The following is a 21075-nucleotide window of genomic DNA, read 5'->3' as shown; positions in this document are numbered from 1 at the left end:
ATCCTAATCAGGGTTATGTAATAGCGGTTTTATGCGTTGGTCAATAATATCCCGCGCCCTAAAAATGCGCGACCTCACTGTACCTACGGGACACCCCATTACATTGGAAATCTCGTCGTAACTTAAGCCATCAATTTCACGTAGAGTAATTGCAACTCGCAATTCTTCAGGTAATGCATCAATGGTTCTAAAAATTTCTGTCTGAATTTCTTCAGTTAACAACAGGCTCTCAGGTGACTCATGCTCTCGCATTGCATCGGAACCGTCGTAATACTCAGCATCTTCTAATTCAACATCATTAGCCGGCGGGCGTCGCCCCTGGGCCGTTAAATAATTCTTAGCGGTGTTAACCGCTATACGATACAGCCAAGTATAAAATGCACTTTCTCCCCTAAAGTTGGGGAGGGAGCGATAGGCCTTGATAAATGCCTCTTGGGTTACATCAGCAACATCACCTGGATGCGCTACATAACGAGACACTAATCCGGCTATGCGTTGCTGGTAACGACTTACCAACAAATTAAATGCTGATTTATCACCCCGTTGTACTCGCTCGACAAGAGCTAGATCAGTTGCATCATTTGACACAATATAAATCCCCCTTGATTACCAAGGAAGATATAAAGATCAGCCCTTCTCGCATGTTCAGACAGCTAGTTTTCAAAAAAGTTCTCAATATTTTAATTTTTTTTACGACGAATCAGGAACTGCATTAAAACTATAGTTCAGTTAAACTGCGCTAAGCACCCGATTATCCGACTTTTTTCACGTAAATACGAGTTCACTATGGAATATTCTTGCGACGTTCTCATCATTGGTAGTGGAGCCGCTGGCCTCACTCTTGCTCTCGGCATAGCTGATTATGCCAAAGTAAGGGTGCTGAGCAAAGGGCCACTGAAAGAAGGCTCAACATATTATGCACAAGGAGGGATTGCCGCCGTCTTTGACGAAGACGATACGGTAGACCAACATTTGCAAGATACCCTTATTGCAGGGGCGGGCTTGTGTGATGAAGACAGTGTGCGTTTCACCGCTTCACATAGCAAGGCTTGTATCGATTGGTTAATTGATCTTGGTGTACCTTTTGATAAAGAAGCGGCCGCTGATGGTGAAGAACACTACCACCTCACGCGTGAAGGAGGCCATAGTCGACGCCGCATCCTTCATGCAGCTGATGCGACCGGCAAGGCGATGCAACGCACCTTAGTTCAAGCTGTGCTTGGACATCCAAATATTCAATTAATGGAACGCTTTAATGCTGTTGATTTAATTGCAGAGCGAGGAGCAAAGAATAACAGTGTTGCCGGAGCCTATGTTTGGAACCGTAACCGAGAACACGTTGAAGTCATCCGGGCTAAGTTTGTCGTACTCGCAACTGGGGGGGCAAGCAAAGTCTATCAATATACTAGTAATCCTGATGTTAGTAGCGGTGATGGAATTGCTATGGCATGGCGTGCAGGTTGCCGTGTAGCCAACATGGAATTTAATCAGTTTCACCCCACTTGCTTGTTTCATCCCGATGCAAAAAACTTTTTGCTTACTGAAGCACTTCGTGGAGAAGGTGCCTTACTTAAACGCCCTGATGGTACGCGATTCATGCCCGATTTCGATGAGCGAGAAGAATTAGCGCCACGAGATGTTGTTGCGCGAGCTATCGACTATGAAATGAAACGATTAGGTGCCGACTGCGTATTCTTAGATATTAGCCATCGCGACAATGAATTTATTGAACACCACTTTCCAACCATATTAAAACGCTGCTTAGAGCTCGGAATTGACATCCGCAACGAAGCGATTCCAGTAGTACCCGCTGCACATTACACCTGTGGCGGAGTGATGACGGATCTCAAAGGTCAAAGTGACTTAGACAACTTATATGCTGTCGGCGAAGTTGCTTACACTGGACTTCACGGCGCTAATCGAATGGCTAGTAATTCCTTGCTCGAATGCGTGGTTTTTGCCAACGCCGCGGCCAAAGACATCATTAAGAAACTACCGCAACAAAAGCTAAGTGAAAAAGTAAAACCATGGGATGAAAGCCAAGTTGGAAGTGCCGATGAATTAGTTGTAATCAACCATAATTGGCACGAGCTAAGACTGTTCATGTGGGACTATGTGGGGATTGTTCGTACCGATAAACGCCTTGAGCGTGCAATGCGTCGTATCAGATTGTTACAACAAGAAATCGATGAGTACTATGCAAATTTCCGGGTTAGTAATAATTTGCTTGAACTACGTAACTTAGTTCAAGTTGCCGAATTAATTGTAGAGTGTTCAATGCGCCGTAAGGAAAGTCGCGGCCTTCACTACAACCTAGATTACCCCGATCAAAGCGATGATTTCTTAAAACCAACGGTTTTAGGTCCGAAGCAAAAATAAAGTAATCATCAAACAGCGCGGCAAAATAAAAGGCGCGTTGTTTGATCGCATTTTCTGGGTCAATCATAAGCAATACAATTGCAAGTAGCCTTTATATTTGCCAGATATGATTTGTAATAAACTCAACTGTCGATTAAACCGACTTCTATCACCGCCTATTACACAACGCAGCCCACTATCAATAACAGTTAGTCTGATAGTGTTTTACTTTGCATCAAATAAGTTCCAGCGCATAAACGTCGGAAATGTTTCGGCGGCAAGCTATCAGAGAAAACAAATTGTATGCGCCGCCAAGGTTGGGATTTTAAGACGAACACAATAAATCCATTCGCGACACGCACGCTATGGCAATTTTGCGGGCAGTTTCCATTAGAAAGTTGTTCAGTCATATCAACTGCGAGCATAGGTCTATAACTGAAACTATGCATTAGCACCGTAGCTAATACAGCAACAATTGGCAGCATTACCATCAATGACGCTGAAGAAAACCAAGCTAAAAAAACAATCAAGGTACAACTTAAAAGCGCGTAAAACTGGTAATTACGCGATGTGGTACAATTCAAACTATACTTTGACGCGCATAAGAATGGTTTGAACCATGCTTGCGAGTAAGGGATCTTCACATTCTTTATGGCCCATAAACCAAGAGAATAAATCTGGATCATCGCAGGCGAGTAAGCGTTTAAAGGTCATTTTATCGGCATTACTTAGCTCGTCGTAGGCTTCGTCGACAAAGGGCATAAACAGTACATCTAGCTCTAGCATGCCGCGACGGCAAGCCCACTTTAAACGCGATTTGTTTTCTCGAGAACTCAAATTTTCAGTCATTGACAATACAGTTACTAAGACAAAGAATAATAACAAAACAATAGCACTTCACCCCTCGTTTACCAAGGGATGCAAGTCACAGACTGCAACAGCATAAGCCTTGATCAGCAAATCACTAATACTCAAACTGTAAGAGATGTTAATCTATAGCTATTAACGAATGTTCTACCAGCAATCGACTTTATCGACGGATCAACTATGACTTGTGACAACTCTCAATTAAACATTGGCATTCTACCCAGCGTAAAGGCCGTACATGTGCATGGCCCCGATGCGGAGAAGTACTTGCAGGGGCAATTGACTTGCGATGTGCAAGCTTTAGCCGACGGCGAATCAAGCTTAGCCGCTCATTGTGACCCTAAGGGTAAAGTCATTTCAATTTTGCGCCTTATCCGTATTGATCAGCAACATTTCAGTTATGTCCAAGAGCACGCAATAGCAGCAGCGCAAATTGCAGCACTAAAAAAATATGCGGTATTCTCAAAACTTGAGATCAGTGAACTTGAACAACCAATTCTTGCCATTGCCGGTAACGATGCAGAAGCTTTTGTTGAGCAACACTACGGCGCCGCTATTTCGCAACACGGCGGATGCGCCGACGAAGCTTCTATTTTTCGAATTAACGGCCCGCGCACGCGATTTCTAGTGATCGAAAAATCAGATTTTATATCGAGTGGAACACTAGATATTAAAGCATGGCAACAATGTGATATTGCCTCAGGCCTACCGCATATTAGTCCCGCTACTCAACTTGCATTCATCCCTCAAGCTCTAAATTTGCAGGCCCTTGATGCGATTAGTTTCAGTAAAGGCTGCTATGCTGGTCAAGAGACCATCGCTAGAGCAAAATATCGGGGCGCCAATAAGCGTGCTTTATTTCGACTAAGTGGGCATAGTGATCAGCCCTTGATCAGCGGCGAGTCTATTGAATTACAGCTCGGTGACAATTGGCGCAACAAAGGCACCATTATCCAAGCGGTGGGATTGGATAGTTCACACTGGGAGGCCTTGGTGGTATTACCAAAAGATAGCCAAGATGACGAAGTTTTTCGCTACCACGCAGACAGTGAAAGTCGTTTTCGATTGTCGTCGCTACCTTATCCGATAGATGAGTAACTTGCCTATAGTGACAAGGTGTCGGATTTTTTTACAACCACTTAATCACTGCACATATGTATATTCTTAAGTGACTGTTTAACAAGTAAATATTATTAGTGGAACAATAATTGCTTTGTATAGGGCAATACAAGTTGGAATTAGACCAACAACATTTTTTGAGGAAACTTCGATGTTAAAACGGATTTTGTCAGCTTCGATCCTGTTCACTGTTGGAATCGGAAATGCGTTTGCGATAACAGATACCTGGGATTTTTCTACCCTGACTAAGGATAGAAACAATTTAGTCGGTCCCGAGCTTAATATGACTAGCGGTGCAATTACCCTTAATGGTAAAGGTTATGCAGATACCACTGGAGGCCGCGACAAGTATCTAGAACAGGGCGATTTGTATCTTTGGGGTAACGGCGGCTTAGGGCTTGTCAACCAAGACGAAAATCGAACAGACAATCCTGGCCATGCATTTGATAACCGAAACGGTGACACTGATATGTTACTGCTTAGCTTTAATACCGCAGTAACGCTTACTGGTTTAGATTTAGCCTGGGGAACAGATACAGATATGAGCATTCTCGCCTTTGGCGGTACCTCATTTACTGGTATTGAAGGCCTAACTTGGGGAACCTTAGGTAGCGATTGGATACCTCAAGATAACTTACAAGCAGCAGTAAGCGGCGGATACCAAAGTATAAATAGTAATACCGCTTCAAAATACTGGTTGGTTGGTGCTTATAACTCTATATTTGGAAGAGGTGACAATTTGCGTGGCGGCAACGATGCTATGAAGTTGGCTGGTATTCAAACCGAACGTTCGCAGTTTGGCGGCACCACTTCAGTTCCTGAACCAAGCAGTATATTGTTAATGGCGTTAGCATTTTTGGGCTTAGCACGCAGCTCTTATAAAAAACGTTCATAAATTTTACAATCCCTGGATGAGGCCATTGAATGATTCCATTCAATGGCCTTGTTGTATATGCTAATAACTAATATGGTGGCGCCGCTACACTTTTGTTTTGCATGGATGTAATCAATGTTTCCCAAAGTATTCTTATACCTTGTCCCTCTTTTGTTCTGTTTTTCTAGTATTGCTGAAACAAACCTCCCAGACTACGAAAAAGCCCTAATTGCCTATAACAATGGTGACGAAAACGAAGCCTTTGTACTTCTTAAAAATGCACTACAAGAACAAGACGGCAATATTCCTGTCAAATTATTACTGGCTCAAGTCTATTTTGATGCGGCTAACTTCGCTGCCGCAGAAGACCAACTAACAGAGGCCTTGCTATTAGGTGCAGATCCAAATCTAGTCTTGCCTTTGCTTGGTAGCGTTTTAGTTATTGAAGCTCAGCCTTCCAAGTTTTACGTATATGAAGAATACGCTTCTAGATTAAAGGATTATTCCAAATTTGAATGGATATTGTTTAGGGCACAAATAAAGAACATTGATGGAGATAGAGTTGCTGCAGAAACTGAGCTTAATAAAGCTTTACAAATGTACCCTACAGATCCTCGGGCACTCAATAGTTTAGCTGAGCTCTACTTAGGAAATCGTCAAATTGACCGTGCTTTAGACCTCGCAAATCAGTCGCTTGTGCTTAGCCCAAAAAACGAGAAAACCTTATACTTACTTGGCTTAATTGCGCAAGTGCAAAAACAACATCAAAGCGCCTATGACTACTTTGAGCAAGGTTTAAAAATAGACCCGCAGGATCCATTAATCTTGCGTGGCATTGCTATAGAAAGTCTTGAGCTTGGAAAAATGGAGCAAGCAAAAGATTATCTATTGCGTATCACTGAGCAAACTGGACAAGATCCTACTGCCTTATTGCTACAAGGTTACCTGAACATAGCCACCGGAGAGTCTGTTGCAGGAAATGCACAGCTCGAACAATTGTTAATCGACCTAAAAACTGAGAGTGACGGTAGCTATGATGCTGACAGCCTATTGTTTATTCAAGGTGCAGCTGCCTTTGCTCAAGGACAAAATGAACAAGCGCAGAACTATCTACAACAATACATAAAGCGAAATGGTAAAAATCCCGCCGCATTAAAGCTATTGAGCGACGTTTATGTACGTCAAGGATTCCCAGGGAAAGTACCTGAATTACTTACCTTTAATTACGAAACCACAATTCAAGATCCACAGTTACTTAGGCAACTTTTCGACAGCTACCTAAGAATTGAACGGGTTAGAAGTGCCGACCCAATATTAAATGACTTTGTGAAGCTTTATCCGGACCATGAACATACCCCAATTCTTCAAGCACAAATGTTGCGTGCCAAATCTGAGCCCATTGCAGCCTTAGAGCGACTAGAATCAGTCCAAAACCCAAATACATTAGTGTTACGCGAATATTGGCACCTCAAAGCTAACTTAGAAATTCAGTTGAATTCGTATACCAACGCAGCTGCTAGTATTTCTTATATCGAGTCTAAAGAAAGTCCAAATCAAGATTTATATCTATTAAAAGCGGCTCTAGCCACTAAGATGCAACAATTTGAACTTGCAGAGGGCTTCTATAAGGCAATTTTTGAAATTAACCCAGATAATTTCTCCGCTCGTTTCAACTATGTCATTTTGCTTCAAAGTGAAGAACTTTGGGATAAAGCAGTCACCGAGCTCGAATTATTATTATTACAAGAACCCGAAAACGAAAATGCCTTGTATCTGATGGCCAGAAACAATGCTGAATCCGGCCAAAGGCTCAAGGCTTTTGATTGGTTAGATAGGTTGTTTACCCACAATTACGAACACCGCCGAGGTCGAGAACTGCAGTTTCGTTTATTTGTCCAGCAACAAGCTTGGCCAGAGGCCTTAGAAAGCATAAAGGTACTAAATCAACGCTACATCCATCAAAATGAGTATCTGCAACAGTATGTTCAAGTATTGCTCCAACTCGAACAGTCCGAAGACGCTGTATCTGCACTAGAATTACTCTCAAGCTTGAACAATGATGATGCTCTGGCCCTAGCAGATATTGCGCGTTTACAAATTCAGGCCGGTTTTCCTGAAATGGCCTTATCAAGTATGAATCGCGCTCTAGAGTTACAACCTCAGCAAAGCGAACTAGCCATTTTGCGAGCGCGGTTATTGTTTGAGATAGGCCGCGAAAGCGAATTGTCCGAGCAAATGGACCAACTGCTAGTCAACTACCCTAATAATACACAGCTCAAGCTACTCCAAGGCGATATGGCTTTAAGCGGAGATGATAACGAAGCTGCAATGGCTTTTTGGAAAGATGCCGTTATCATTGAAGCTGATGAGCCAGATGCGTATTTGCGAATTTATCAGCTCGGCCAACAAGGTAACGAAGGTGCCTGGGGTTTACTCGAAAGCCTTCTCGTTGATAATCAAAACCTTCCTTGGAAAACTCGTCTTTTAGCTGATATGTATCTTCAGCAAAACAAGCTAGAACAGTCGCTAGAGGCTTATGAATATCTATTGCAAAAATGGCCGAATCTAAAAAATGACGCGTCTATTCTCAACAACTTAGCCAATTTATACGCTTTAAACGATCTGAACAAAGCAATTGAAACCGCGTTGAAGGCGGTTCAAATCAATGCTAAGTCTGCAGCGAATGTAGACACCTTAGGGTGGCTACTTACGCAAAATCAACAATATTCACAGGCTCTACCACATCTACGAAATGCCTTTGCCTTAGATTCAGGCAACCACGAAATCCGCTATCACTTAGCCTATACGCTTTTCAAATTAGAACGCTTTACTGAAGCAAAGCGGGAATTAGAAGCTATTATTCGTGAGACCCCAGACAGCCAGATTGCTAGTCAAGTCAATGAACTACTAGGGCAACTAAACGCTCAGCCGGTGAAAAACTAAGCCTAGAGACAGATCAAAAAGAGCAAGCCATTTGGCTTGCTCTTTTTGGTATCGGTTACCGGTTCATCCATTCCAAGATCGTTTGGGTCCGGTGTCGATGTGAATAAACCCACTACGTGGATAATAACCGACACCACCTTGGCTCACTTGAAGTGTCGCTGAGCGTAGCGCTTTGGTACTAACACCAGCGACGCTAATATCCATTGCTTGCCCTTTCATGTGATAACTTTTTTTAGCTACGCCAGCATTTTTCTTACGCATGTTTGCATTAGTTGCTGGGCTGCGATAAGCAGAAATCACAGTAAATTCAACTTCGTCACCCAGTTGGTGCTGAATTTCAAGCATCTGAACATACAAAGCAGGATCCATGCTTGTTTTCTCACCGCGACGATAATCTCGAAGGATATAATCAAGTTTGGCTAAAGCATTACCGTCAAAGCTATCTTTGCTACCAATGTCTTGGAAGAAACTTTCACCGGTATTCAGATTTTTGATCGCAAGGCGATTTGAATAAGCAGAAGAAGGCACTAACAATTTAGTTTGGGCCCTGAGAGGGGCTGCTAGTGTTAACAGGCTCCCAGCACCTAAACCGAGTAAAAAACGACGTCGACTTTGCAAAATAACTCTAATACTAGCTACAAAAAGATGAGTAAAAGCTAAACAGTTTAGCCTTAAAAATCAACTTTATTTACTTTATCGCTCGTTACACTGGCACTTTGAAAGCCTATAATCAACTGACTGAGCTCAGAAGAATAGCTCAAGTCGTTGTCATATAAGTAAATATCATCGCGATACGTAATATTCGACTGCTCATCAATCCAAGCTGTCAAATATAAAAAATATACCGGTGTTGTTTGTTTTAAGCTGAGCCACTTAGTATCGCCGCTCATTAAATACTCATCTTTACGCTTGGCTCGAATACCCCGTTGCTCTAATAATAAGCCGGCTAAAAGGTCGGCTTGCTCAACTCGAATGCAGCCTGAACTAAGATTGCGTTGGTCCTTATTAAATAGCCTTGGGGATGACGTGTCGTGCAAGAAAATTGCTTGATTATTATCAAAATGGAACTTAAAAGCACCCAGTGCATTCCATGGACCTGGTCGTTGACGCATGCGATATGGAAACTCACCTCGCTCTTTGAGCGCTTCTATATCAACTGACTGCGGGGCTACTTTTTTGCCATCGTAAGAGAGTAGCTCATAGTGTTTGTCCACAATATAGTTAGGATTATGTCTGACTTTTGGCAACAGGTCCTTTTCAACCAATGTTGATGGCACGTGCCAAGGAGGATTGAGGACTATGCTACTGATCTGTCCTTTAAGTAAGGGCGTTTGTCGTGATTCACGACCTACTATTACTCTTGAACGAAAATCATCTTGTACCGGGCTCACATACTCCAGTTCATAGCCTGGTAAATTCACCAGCAAGGCTTGATCTACTAGCGGGTCAATGGTTCCAAACAATTGCATCCTCAATTGATTTCTTGCCACTATTCGCGCTCGGTATAGAGGACTACGATTCAACCAACGTATGGTTTGCGGGCCAATCACCCCGTCTTCTTTAAGTCCATGCTCTCGTTGAAACTGTCGCACTTGTAGTGACAGCTCTTTATCATAATAGCTGCCCATTTGTACATCGCTGGCCTCGAAGCCCAAGCGAGCGAGCTGCTCTCGAATTAGTACTATTCGAGAGTCATCAGCGCCAGGCTTTAGCATTGGCTTAGTATCAATTCTAGGCCATGATTCGGCAACATGATCTTCAATTAGCCGGCTGATTTCGCTACGAAAACGCTGCGTTACTTGATTGGATAAAATGGCTTGTTCATGCAACTGGCTGAGCATGGCTGCACTAGTCTCAGGCAGAGATAGTCCAATTGAAGGTGCGTCAAAGCGAACATCTCTTAGCGCTTGCAAGCTCATTTGACTTGCATAAGGGGCAGCCTGCAACTGCTGGTAATAATGGCTAAGGCCAAGGCTTGCATCACTTGCTATTCGTTCGAGATGTTCAAGATCTGTGCTCGAACGGCTAAGAGCTAGCCACGTGCTGAACTGCGGATCTGCACCCGCTAAGGAGAGTTCGAACAACTGCCATTGCAACTCGTTCAATGCCTGGTTTGCAAGCTCTGACCCGCTCCACAACGATTGCTGCCCATTACGAGCATAACTATCGGTTAAAAGCTGGGGATAAAGCAGCTGCTGGTGCTTTACAACAACAGCACTGGCTGTTGAAGTGTCAATATTTAGCTTTAAAGCCGTGTACTCTTGATCACTACGTGAAGGTTTAAAATTGTGTACTAACTGTGGAAGCGATGCTTGACGTACTTTTCGCTTTAAACGCCAATCATTGGGTACTTCAACTCTATTTTCCGATTCCGTTATCGGGGGGTATTTCAGTGCTTTATCTTCAGCGGCCTTAAAATCATCAGGTGCAAGTATTTGAGTTGTTCTAACTGTCTCTTCAGACACGAGTGTGTCTACCCTTGTAGGTAAACTTTGAAACGACTGCGGTAGGTCTATTGATGTCACGCTACTTTCATCTTCACCTACTAGTTCTACAGCGCTCATACTCGATGTGCTGGCCACAATTCCGATAATGGCAACACAATGTTTTGCTTTCATACGACGCAGCACTCTTACACCTTATTTCGCTCTAGAAAGAAGAATTCCCTTGTTTCAAAAAGGCTAACTCTTCTGCAGTACTAGGTCTAGTTAAAATCGAATTTCGATGTGGATAACGACCAAACTGCTCAATAATCACTCGATGCTTTAATTCGAAGTCTTGAACATTCGAACTCGCTAATTTCTTGAATATTTTGGAATATTGCTGGTGTATGGCAATGGACTCACTATGCATTAGTGGCATGAGTAAGAAATCAATTTGAGCTTGGGAAAGCTCTAATTCGGGCTTAAGTTCCAAGGCATGTTGACATAGGCAAAGCGCCAGAGGATCGCAACTAAACGCGTGCGATTTATCCCGAAATATATTCCTAGAAAACTGGTCTAAAACTATTATTTCAGCCAAACGGCCTAACATGCTAGTTCGCCAATTAAATAACTCGCCGGCTACTGCCTTTTGGTGTATTTCTAAAAAACGCTCGGCAATAAGCGCGTCAAATTCTAAATCCTTTTTAAACCAATACGACGGATCAATTTCATCAAACCAAAACTCAATGACTGTCTGTACCAACATAAGTTCTCCAAAAACGCTCTTTTCTTAAGTATGGCACAGTTCATCATAGCTTCTTAGCAGCGTACTTATCCCTCACACTGCGTTTCTAGGTTTACTAATCTCATCAAGTAAATACATTAAACTATGATACTCAATGCCGCTATGTCGACTTAATCCAATTTCACAGGTTCGACTATTGCTATAACCGCGTGAACAGGAACTAGGAACCTGTGATTTTAAGTCCTGTAATGCGCTCTCGTTCAGCTCTGCTTGTAAGAAGCCTTTATCACCAGCAAACCCACAACAGTCTATGCCTTCTGGCACCACAACCTTACTCGCGCATTGTTTGGCTAGATCTAACATTGCTTCGCTCAACCCAAGGCGCTTTGATGTGCAGGTAACATGTAGCATTACTGGCTCATCGATGGGATCTAACTCTAAATGTTCAAGCAAATATTTTTGGGCGAAACTTATTGGCTCCAATATTTCTAGATTAGCGAGATCAAATTCTAGCGCTTGTTTTGTGCATGGACTCGTATCGCTTAGAATAGGCCATCGTCCGTTTTCGCTGGCGCGAACCAAAGCCGCATTTAATTGTGCAGCTTTTTGCTTTGCTTCACTCACCAGACCTTTACTGTTGTAAGGCATACCGCAGCATTGTGATCCGAGTTGCTCTGGACAAATAATCTCAAAACCAGCTTTGGTAAGTATATTTACAATCACATCCCCAAGTCCGCGTTCATCCCTCGAGTTTAACTGCGGTCCCATATTCCGACTAGCACACGATGCAAAGTAAACCACTTTACGTTGATGATGTTGACGAGTTGGAGCTTTAAAGTTTGAACCCCTAGGGATTTGAGCAAACCATTGCGGAGCTCGTTCACGGCTCAGCTTTTGCACGACCGTATTAAGGGTCTTTAAGGGTTTTTCTCCGAGATAACGCTGGGCAATATGGTTTATCGATAAGCCAACTCGCATGCTTTGGGCAGTGCCTTGAAAGTGATCCGCCGTCCACTTGGCGATCACATGACTGGTTTTGCTGTGGTCTTGGCGCAGCTGCTTAACTAAGTCGCCGGTATTGATGCCTACTGGGCAGCGGTCTTCGCAAAGCCCAGTAGCGGCGCAGGTATCGATAGCATGGTACTTAAAACTGCTCTCCAATTGCTTAATTTGACTAAGGTCCCCGTTTTCACGGCGTAATTGTTGTAGATGGCGGTACATAACTATACGTTGTCTTGGGGTATAGCTAAGGCGACGTGATGGGCAAACGGCTTCGCAAAACCCACATTCAATACAGCGGTCAACTAAGGGATCAGCTTTGGGCATAGGTTTAAGATTCTGCACGTGAGCCAAAGGATCACTATTAATTATTACCCCCGGATTAAGCAAATTTTTAGGGTCAAATAAGACTTTGATTTGCTGCATAAGCTGATAGGCATCGCTACCCCATTCGAGTTCTACGTAAGGCGCCATATTGCGGCCAGTCCCATGCTCAGCTTTCAACGAACCTTGGTATTTAACCGCAACTAACTGGGCAATATCGTGCATAAAGTTCTGATAACGCTGTACTTGCTCGGCATCATCAAAGCCTTGAGTAAACACAAAATGGACATTACCAGCTAAAGCGTGTCCAAAAATGATTGCTTCACTATACTGGTAGCTATCGAACAGTTGTTGTAGGTCTCGAACCCCGTTAGCCAAATCATCAACTGCAAAGGCTACGTCTTCGATAATGACGGTTGTTCCAACATCACGCACCGCTCCAACTGCAGGGAACAGGCCTTTGCGAATTGCCCACAATTGAGCACAGTAGTCACTGTCAAGGCTGAAGCTTGCCTCATTTATACAGTCATTAATATCTATCGCAGCCAACACCGCTAAAGATTTTTGCTCTACCAAATCGGCGCTATCGGCACTAAGTTCTACCAGTAAGGCGCTGGCTTCAATGTCGAGTTCCTTAATAAAGCTTGGCATACCCGCTTTGTCGGCGACACTTCGTAGGGAGCGACCATCCATTAGTTCAACGGCATTTACATCTTGCTTTGATAGTTGTGCAACAACCTCACAAGCTCGCTCGATTGACGGATAAACCAACAAGGCGCTGGCTTTATATTTGGGCTCATCGACGGTGCGATAACATAGCTCTGCAATGAAGCCTAAGGTACCTTCAGAACCGACCATCAAATGCTGTAAAATATCGAATCCGTCGCTAAAATCGACCAGGGCATTAAGACTATAGCCAGTGGTATTTTTAAGCCGATACTTATGTCGGATTTTTTGTGTCAATTCGGTATTGGCTTGAGTTGATCGTGCCAGTGTTTCAAGCTGGTCCAAAAAATGCCCATGACTTTGACGAAAACTCTGACGACTATAAGAATCTTTGGTATCAAGCAAGCTGCCGTCATGTAAGACGATTTTCATGCTATCTAGAGTGTGATAGGTGTTATGAGCAGTTCCACAACACATTCCGCTGGCATTATTTGCCGCAATGCCCCCCATCTTGCAGGCATTGATCGAAGCTGGATCTGGTCCTATCTTTTTGCCATAAGGTTTTAGAAAACGATTGGCATCGCTGCCTATCACACCCGGTTGCAACACTATTTTTTCACCCTGATCAATGATTTCATGACCATTCCAAGCATCGCTCAAGGTTAGTAAAACCGAATCAGAAAGAGCCTGGCCACTGAGACTGGTACCGGCGGCGCGAAATGTGCAGGCGAGCTCGAAAAGTTGGCAACTTTGAATTGCCCACTGTACTTCAGATATATTATTTAAACGCAGCACCAACTGTGGGACAAGGCGATAAAAACTGGCATCCCCCCCAAAAGCCAAGCACAAGTTGGGGTCGTCAATCACCTGATTAAGGTCCAGTTTTTGCAGTAGATGAACTTTTAAGGCTTGGTATGGCGAAGATGTAACAGCAGATGCAGTCATTTCTAATCCTCTAGTGCTGCAATGGTAATAACTATAAGACGTTGTGGTCCATGAGCGCCATAAGCAAGCGTTTGCTGAATATCCGCCGTCTTTGACGGGCCAGAGACTAATATCAGGTTACTCGGCATCGGCCGGCCTTGACCTTGTTGCTCGAAATCGAGCATAAATTGCTCGAAGTTATGGTGCAATTGCTTAAGGCAGACAATTACAACATGCACCGGAGGGATCAGGCTAAGACTTCGACTTTCGTTAGTCCCAGGGTGCAGCACTATTGTGCCTGTTTCTGCGATTGCGGCCTCACTAAAACTTAAGCCAAAATCAAAATGGTGGAAGTAATCGGCTTTAGACTCACTGCCATCCACTTGACGTAAAATCTCAGATTTTGATAACTGGCGCTCCACATCTAGAAAACGGCTTGGGTTTGTCGAAGACGACCAAACGCCGTGTTTCCATGCATTGTCTTTTATCAGGGACTTCAACTTCGCTTCGATTTGATTTGGGTTATCAAGATTTATAACTTCGGCATGGGAGAGCTCCAACTGTTGTTGAAACTGCTCCAGTCCAAAAGTACTCGAGCACGCACTTAACTCTGAGGTAAGATTTGGTGTAAGTTCTGAGTTCTTCGAACTCTCGATGGTGGCTGATTTTAATCGGCCTAGAATATTGGCTTTGCTACTCATGAGTTTTTCTTTCGCTCCCGCATCAATTGGTGCAAGGTCTTGGTACTAGGTTTCGGATTACTACGCTGTGGTCCCCAAATAGCGGGTAGGCGCGGCATCAAAAACGAGAATCGAACGACAAAGAATGACAGTCCTCGATATAGAACTGGCTTGGTCATAATTATGCGGAAAATGACCCATACACTTTCTTCAAGCCAGGATCGATGGCTAGCTTGACCTTTAAGCGCTTGCTCTGAAGCACTTGGCAATTTGGCATCGCTGCGCAGTTCGCGAAGCAGCGCCGGTATCGGTATATTCACCGGACAAACCGACTCACAAGCACCGCACAAGCTTGACGCGGTGACCAAATCTCCGGTTGCCTCTAGTCCTAATAAATGCGGGCTAATAATTTTACCTATGGGGCCTGGATAAACACTTGCATAACTGTGTCCTCCAACGCGCGCATATACTGGGCAGTGGTTCATACACGCGCCACAGCGGATGCACTGTAAACTAGCGCGGTAACGCTCATCGCTATAAGCCTGCGAACGCCCGTTATCAACGAGGACCAAGTGCACTGCGTTTGGACCATCGTTATCCTCACTTTGGCGTGGGGAACTGATCATATTGAAGTAAGTGGTGATTGCTTGCCCGGTTGCGCTGCGGGTCAACAAGGAAAGTAATGGTGGGATATCGTTTAGGCTTTCAACGACTTTCTCTATTCCCATAAGCGCAATATGAACCTTGGGTACAGTGCTCGTCATCCGCCCATTTCCTTCGTTTTCAACTAAACAAAGGGTTCCGGTTTGTGCTACCGCAAAATTAACTCCGGTGATGCCTGCATCGGCATGTTCAAACTTATAGCGCAATACCTCTCGAGCCGCCTTAATCAGGCTATCGACATCTTCAGTATATTCGAAACCATCTATATGCTTCGCAAAAAGCTCTGCAACTTCTTGCTTACGTTTGTGAATCGCTGGCATGATGATATGCGAGGGCGCTTCATTGGCCAGCTGCACAATGTACTCACCCATGTCGCTTTCGAGGCACTCGATATTCAAGGCAGCCAGATGCTCATTTAAGGCAATCTCTTCGCTGAGCATCGACTTGCCTTTAACTACCGTTTTGGCATTTTCTTCAGCCAATATACCGCTGACAATTTCACGGGCTTGCTGCGCATCTTCAGCCCAATGAACCACAATGCCATTGTTTGTACACGAGGACTCCAATTGCTCTAAGAGTTCAGGCAGTTGATTTAGACAGCGCTTTCGAATCGCCTCGCCACGCAGTTGCAGTTGTTCGAATGAACCCGGCTCACTAAAACTTTGAGCTCGTTTGTCTTGTAAATAATCCATAGCATTGCGAAAACTGCTTCTAAGCTGTGGATCCGCAAGTGCTACTTTGGATTGCTGCTTAAAATGTTGAGGATGAATGTGTTGCGACATTAGAGCTCCCCTCCATAGCAGCGTTGCCATATAAAGGTGGCGATATGTTGACCGCGCATGCCACTTTGTTGCTGCTCGAGGTAGCTATTGATATTGAGTAAGCAACCCCAGTCGGCACTGAGTAAAAACGAAGCTTGGGTTTCAAGTAAATGTTTGGCTTTATCGGCAACCATAGCCAGCGAAATATCTTGGTGACGTTTCGCAAAGCTGCCTCCAAAACCACAACACTCACTGGCATACTTCGGTTCAACAAGCTCAACTTTATCCATTTGCTTCAGCAGTCGCATAGTTGTTTCTGCTATTCCCATTTCACGTCTTGCACTACAGCTATTGTGGACCACTGCTTTGGTTGTTTCACCTTTATCCAGCAATTTGATCTGGCAAATATTAAGCAGAAACTCTCCCCACTCAAATACTTGATTTGAGAATTTGGCTAAAGCATCCGAATCACATTCTTTTTCCAATAAAGAAGGATAGTGCTTACGTAACATGCCAGCACAGGAACCGGAAAGTACCACCACTGGAATGTCAGTATCAAAAAGCTCAAATTGCTGCTTGGCAACTTTCATAGCACTGTCAGTATAGCCACTGGTATAGGCCGGTTGCCCACAACAGCTTTGTTGCTCAAGCCATAGCACTTCTATACCTTGTGCTTCCAAAATTTGTAGAGCTGCGATCCCAGCATTCGGATCAAACATATCGACCAAACAACTGGCGTATAAATAAACTTGCTTTGGTTGCTCGGGGTAGAGGCGAATTGGGATAGCAGACACAAACTTCTCCTTTTGTTTGTTTCACAATTACTTTACATACACTTGATTCTTGAATATATAGATATAAAGAAATTCATTATTTCCTAAAGTTGGGTAATAATGTAGAGCCTCAATTTATAGGTTGGTCTTATGATCCGTAGTGATGATCTCATATTGTTTGCTTTGGTGGTTGATCAGCAAAGTTTTAGTGCTGCCGCCAGCGTACTCGGTATTTCCAACTCGGTGGTTAGTAAACGCTTAGCAAAGTTGGAACAAGAGCTCGGTGTTCAATTGCTGTTTCGTAGTACCCGACAGCTGCGACTAAGTGATGCGGGAAAAACCCTTTATCAACGCGCTAAAACTATTGCAAACATGAGCCAAGAAGCTGTAGCTGAAATCACCGGTTTAGGGGACAAACTACAAGGGAAAATTAGAATTTCAGTGCCAACGATTTCCGGGGAACTGTTGCTTGCACAAAGCATTGCCGCTTTTTGCCAACTGCATCCTCAGCTTGAAATAGACTTAACTCTTGAAAACCATTTAGTTGACCTCATTGGTGACGAATACGACCTAGCTATTCGTACTGCCAGCCTCGAAAGCTCCAATTTAATTGCACGTCACATTATTGATTCAAGTTGGGTGGTGTGCGCAAGCCCCAAGTATTTGCATCGCTCAGGCGTACCGGAACTTCCTTCACACCTACATCAGCATCAATGCTTGCTCTATAGCTTTCAAGAAAGTGGTGCTAGAGACTGGTTATTTCACGGCGACGACGGTGTCATCGTTGAACGTATCAACGGTCAATTTCGCAGTAACAATGCCCGCGCTCTTCGCGACGCGGCATTACAAAACTATGGCTTAATCTACGTGCCTCGCTGCTTGGTTTATGAAGACTTACAAGCTGGGAGATTAATCCAAATACTAAAATCCTACAGCGCTAAAACACTAGGTATTTATGCGGTCTACCCTTTTACCAGACAACAACCGAAAAAAATAAAGTTACTGATTGAACATATTCGCCAAAGTTATCTGGATAAACACGAGTATTTCTAAACTTGCAATTGCATATGCATTTGGATTACGCCTTCTTCCATATCCATGCTAACTGCAAAGCCCAGCTTACGTGCAAGTCCGGCCATGGCACGATTTTCCATCATGGTCATGCCCGCTAATTGCTGAGTACCTTGTTCTCGATAATAATCAATCAGTTTAACTAGCATGATTTTACCTAGACCTAAACCTTGTAAGTCGCTGCGAACAGCCATCGCAAACTCACTTTCAATGTTGTCAGGGTCAATACTCCCTCGAGCCACCGCCAAAATCTCTATTTCGCCAGAATCCATGACTCGCGTTGCCACAAAAGCCATCTCGCGGCTGTAATCAATCTGAGTTAAAACCGCTAAGTCTTCGTGATTCAGCGCCTCGCGAGCACCAAAATAACGTTTATAGCGGTCATCATCACTTAACTGGGCATCAAAACGCTGCAACAGCGGTTCATCTTCAGGCAAAATTGGCCGCAACAGTATCGGCTTACCATCACGAGTCTCACACTGCTGCTCGTACTGTTTAGGGTAGGGCTGAATAGCTAATCGAGCTGGTGTACTAGTACTGGCTCTCAGACGCACATTGGCGTCGAGCACTAACATCTGCTTTCCCATTGCGACCACAGGATTAAGATCTAACGCCAATATCTGAGGGCAATCAACCACCAGCTTCGAAATTCGCGTTAACAAACGACACAGCGCATCCATGTCTAAGCCTTGCAGCAACTGTCGATCACGGATTTTTTGAGTTTTTAGCGCCTGAATGACTAAATAACGAGACAAGGCCATATTTAAGGGAGGGAGAGCAAAGGCTGCATCTCGGCTAAGATCCCAGTCGCTGCCCTCACCTAACGCAATCACCGGTCCAAAAACATCATCATCAATAACGGCGATACGTAGTTCTTGGGCTCCTGCACTAAGCGCCATACGTTGCACAATTAATCCTTCAATTTTGGCATCAGGCGAGCTTTGAGCAACCCGGTCGCGCATAGCTTGGTCAGCACGGTGCATGTCTTCAGCTGAATTTAAATTGAGGCTGACACCGTGTACATCTGATTTATGCCAAAAGTCTTGGCTTTGAATTTTCAACGCCACTGGATAGCCCATCCACTGCGCAGCTTCTATGGCTTGTTCAATAGTCGCACAAGCCTTAGTTTCAACGACTTCTATTTTGTAGTCATTCAAAATCGGGGCGACTTGATGCGTTTCGAGAATAAATTGCTGCTGAGCACTCCAGGCGTCCAGCTTATCGAGCGTACTTTGCAGGTCTTGCGTCGACGAAATGGATTGAGGTGTTTCAGTTAGGAATTTCTGATTACGTCGATACTCAACCATATGCATGAAAGCGCCAGTTGCACCTTCAGGGGTTCTATAGGTTGGTAACCGAGCCTGAGCAAACGCTTTACGCGAACTAGCTACGGTTTCTTCGCCCATCCAGTTACTTAGTATATTTATTTTGGCAGCGCGTCCCTTGCGTGTTCTACAGCAATCGATAACGGCTTGCGCTGTTTCATGGCTCATACTTAGTGCCGATGGCGAATACATAATCAATACTGCATCGAGCTCATCACTTTGTAGCAGAATCTCCAAAACATTTCGATAACGCTCAGGGTCGGCATCACCAAGCATATCGATAGGATTTGTACCCGACCAATTTTGCGGTAGACATTGGTTCAGTTTAGCGATGGTTTCAGCCCCCAGTTGCGCCAGTTTACCACCGCGCTCAATTAAGGCGTCTAGAGCCAGAACAGCTGGCCCGCCGCCATTGCTCATAATTGCTAATCGTTCTCCTCGCAAACGTTGACTATGTGCTAGCGTCTCAACGGCTGCAAATAGCTCATGTAGGTCACCAACTCTAAGCATACCCGAGCGCCTGATTGCGGCATCAAATACGCCATCATAACCACTGCGCCCTCCGGTATGTAATACCGCGGCTTTCGCCCCAGCTAAACTTCGACCAGATTTAACCACCAGCACCGGTTTAATTCTAGAGATGGCTCGCGCAGCAGACATAAAGCGTTGGGGATCTTGCACCGAATCAATATAGATCATCACCGCTTGAGTTCGAGGATCTCGCCCCAAGAAATCCATCAGTTCGCTGGCATCGGTATCCAAGGCATCACCAATCGAGACAAAATTAGAGAACCCTATTTGCTTGGTATTCGCCCAATCCAATACCGTCGTTGCAATCGCAGCAGATTGAGAAATAAACGCTATATGCCCCGGATGGGCCGCGATGTGGGCACTACTGGCATTGAGTCCTAGATACGGAAGGATTAAACCTAAACTATTTGGACCCAGAATCCGCATTTGGTTTGCACGAGCAAGGCTAAGGATAGACTGCGAAACCATCACACCATTGGTCATTAATTGACCGTCAGCAATAATGATCGCCAGCTTACATTCACGTTTAATAAGCTCTTGAATACACGTTTCAAGATGACCGTTAGCGACACATAGAATGGCGAGGTCAGGCGAAATCGGTAAGCTTTCGATTGAAGGATAAGCCAAAACCCCAAGTACCGCTTTATGTTTGCGGCTGACCGGCATGACAGGACCTTTAAACTTAGACTGTAAGAGATTGAGCATAACCGCTCTTCCAGCGCTGCGTTCACGATTACTAGCACCGATAACCGCCACCGATTGTGGATTCATGGCGTCGCTTAAACTGCGAATTCGCATTTCTATTCCTTTACGCTGCACGATAAATACAAATTACACTATAAACACTTCCAGTCGCTAGCATCGAGCTCCCAGTTCCCAACATTTACATCCCGAAATAATTCCCGGTAACTAGCTGACCGCCTTGTCAGCTTACTTGTAGACGAAATCAATACAGCTAAGAAGTGAGAGCATTGCATGTAAACTATGGCGTGGCTCACACTCCAGCGAGATAGAGTGCTCGCCTTTTGC

General features: G+C 44.3%; 16 protein-coding genes. 5 read left to right on the top strand and 11 right to left on the bottom strand.

Going from position 1 to position 21075, the window contains the following annotated elements; translation table 11 throughout:
- Window positions 1-3: 3 nt before the first annotated feature.
- Window positions 4-588 carry an RNA polymerase sigma factor RpoE gene (gene rpoE / locus DBZ36_RS09345; RefSeq protein WP_120354679.1) on the bottom strand — a complete coding sequence of 195 codons (585 nt, stop codon included), beginning with the start codon at window positions 586-588 and terminating at the stop codon, window positions 4-6.
- A 198-nt stretch (window positions 589-786) separates the two neighbouring features.
- Between rpoE and nadB the strand changes: the two genes are divergently transcribed.
- Complete coding sequence (nadB, locus tag DBZ36_RS09340) at window positions 787-2379, top strand: L-aspartate oxidase (protein WP_120354678.1); 1593 nt, start codon at window positions 787-789, stop codon at window positions 2377-2379.
- Window positions 2380-2567: 188 nt separating this feature from the next.
- Here the strand turns inward: nadB and DBZ36_RS20820 are convergent, their stop codons facing one another.
- Both DBZ36_RS20820 and DBZ36_RS09330 read right to left on the bottom strand, forming a co-directional pair.
- On the bottom strand, window positions 2568-3044 hold the full coding sequence (locus DBZ36_RS20820) for a protein YgfX (protein WP_407641483.1): 477 nt from the start codon (window positions 3042-3044) through the stop codon (window positions 2568-2570).
- Window positions 2944-3207: an FAD assembly factor SdhE gene (locus DBZ36_RS09330; RefSeq protein WP_120354676.1), complete on the bottom strand. Its 264-nt coding sequence runs from the start codon at window positions 3205-3207 to the stop codon at window positions 2944-2946. The genes DBZ36_RS20820 and DBZ36_RS09330 overlap by 101 nt, the downstream gene beginning before the upstream one ends.
- Before the next feature lie 198 nt (window positions 3208-3405).
- On the opposite strand from DBZ36_RS09330, the gene ygfZ reads away from it, so the two are divergent.
- From ygfZ to prsT, 3 genes are all read left to right on the top strand, one after another.
- Window positions 3406-4323 (top strand): tRNA-modifying protein YgfZ, encoded by a 918-nt coding sequence (gene ygfZ, locus DBZ36_RS09325; RefSeq protein WP_120354675.1) that lies wholly within the window; start codon window positions 3406-3408, stop codon window positions 4321-4323.
- A 172-nt stretch (window positions 4324-4495) separates the two neighbouring features.
- Window positions 4496-5239 (top strand): exosortase-dependent surface protein XDP1, encoded by a 744-nt coding sequence (xdp1, locus tag DBZ36_RS09320; protein WP_120354674.1) that lies wholly within the window; start codon window positions 4496-4498, stop codon window positions 5237-5239.
- A 114-nt stretch (window positions 5240-5353) separates the two neighbouring features.
- Entirely contained in the window at window positions 5354-8161 is a 2808-nt protein-coding gene (gene prsT, locus DBZ36_RS09315) for an XrtA/PEP-CTERM system TPR-repeat protein PrsT (protein WP_120354673.1), read from the top strand.
- A 63-nt stretch (window positions 8162-8224) separates the two neighbouring features.
- Here the strand turns inward: prsT and DBZ36_RS09310 are convergent, their stop codons facing one another.
- The 7 genes from DBZ36_RS09310 to DBZ36_RS09280 form a co-directional block, all read right to left on the bottom strand.
- Window positions 8225-8779: a YcbK family protein gene (locus DBZ36_RS09310; protein ID WP_158589061.1), complete on the bottom strand. Its 555-nt coding sequence runs from the start codon at window positions 8777-8779 to the stop codon at window positions 8225-8227.
- Window positions 8780-8832: 53 nt separating this feature from the next.
- Window positions 8833-10791, bottom strand: a complete 1959-nt coding sequence (locus DBZ36_RS09305; RefSeq protein WP_120354671.1) for a L,D-transpeptidase family protein — start codon at window positions 10789-10791, stop codon at window positions 8833-8835.
- 19 nt (window positions 10792-10810) lie between these two features.
- A complete protein-coding gene (locus tag DBZ36_RS09300; protein WP_120354670.1) occupies window positions 10811-11350 on the bottom strand; it encodes a DUF924 family protein in 540 nt (179 codons plus the stop codon).
- 72 nt (window positions 11351-11422) lie between these two features.
- Complete coding sequence (locus DBZ36_RS09295) at window positions 11423-14263, bottom strand: FAD-binding and (Fe-S)-binding domain-containing protein (RefSeq protein ID WP_120354669.1); 2841 nt, start codon at window positions 14261-14263, stop codon at window positions 11423-11425.
- A gap of 2 nt (window positions 14264-14265) precedes the next feature.
- A complete protein-coding gene (locus DBZ36_RS09290) occupies window positions 14266-14943 on the bottom strand; it encodes a LutC/YkgG family protein (protein ID WP_120354668.1) in 678 nt (225 codons plus the stop codon).
- Window positions 14940-16367 carry a LutB/LldF family L-lactate oxidation iron-sulfur protein gene (locus tag DBZ36_RS09285; protein WP_120354667.1) on the bottom strand — a complete coding sequence of 476 codons (1428 nt, stop codon included), beginning with the start codon at window positions 16365-16367 and terminating at the stop codon, window positions 14940-14942. Before DBZ36_RS09285 ends, DBZ36_RS09290 begins: the two co-directional genes overlap by 4 nt.
- Window positions 16367-17140: a (Fe-S)-binding protein gene (locus tag DBZ36_RS09280; RefSeq protein ID WP_233558115.1), complete on the bottom strand. Its 774-nt coding sequence runs from the start codon at window positions 17138-17140 to the stop codon at window positions 16367-16369. Before DBZ36_RS09280 ends, DBZ36_RS09285 begins: the two co-directional genes overlap by 1 nt.
- A gap of 129 nt (window positions 17141-17269) precedes the next feature.
- On the opposite strand from DBZ36_RS09280, the gene DBZ36_RS09275 reads away from it, so the two are divergent.
- Window positions 17270-18172 (top strand): LysR family transcriptional regulator, encoded by a 903-nt coding sequence (locus DBZ36_RS09275; RefSeq protein WP_120354666.1) that lies wholly within the window; start codon window positions 17270-17272, stop codon window positions 18170-18172.
- Here DBZ36_RS09275 and DBZ36_RS09270 read toward each other — a convergent pair.
- Complete coding sequence (locus DBZ36_RS09270) at window positions 18169-20844, bottom strand: bifunctional acetate--CoA ligase family protein/GNAT family N-acetyltransferase (protein WP_120354665.1); 2676 nt, start codon at window positions 20842-20844, stop codon at window positions 18169-18171. The genes DBZ36_RS09275 and DBZ36_RS09270 overlap by 4 nt on opposite strands.
- Between the last annotated feature and the right edge of the window lie 231 nt (window positions 20845-21075).

Origin of the sequence: Alginatibacterium sediminis (genome assembly GCF_003610775.1) — a bacterium.
Classification (GTDB): domain Bacteria; phylum Pseudomonadota; class Gammaproteobacteria; order Enterobacterales; family Celerinatantimonadaceae; genus Alginatibacterium; species Alginatibacterium sediminis.
Note: the sequence above shows the minus strand (reverse complement) of the source record. Positions and strands in the feature narration are given on the sequence as shown.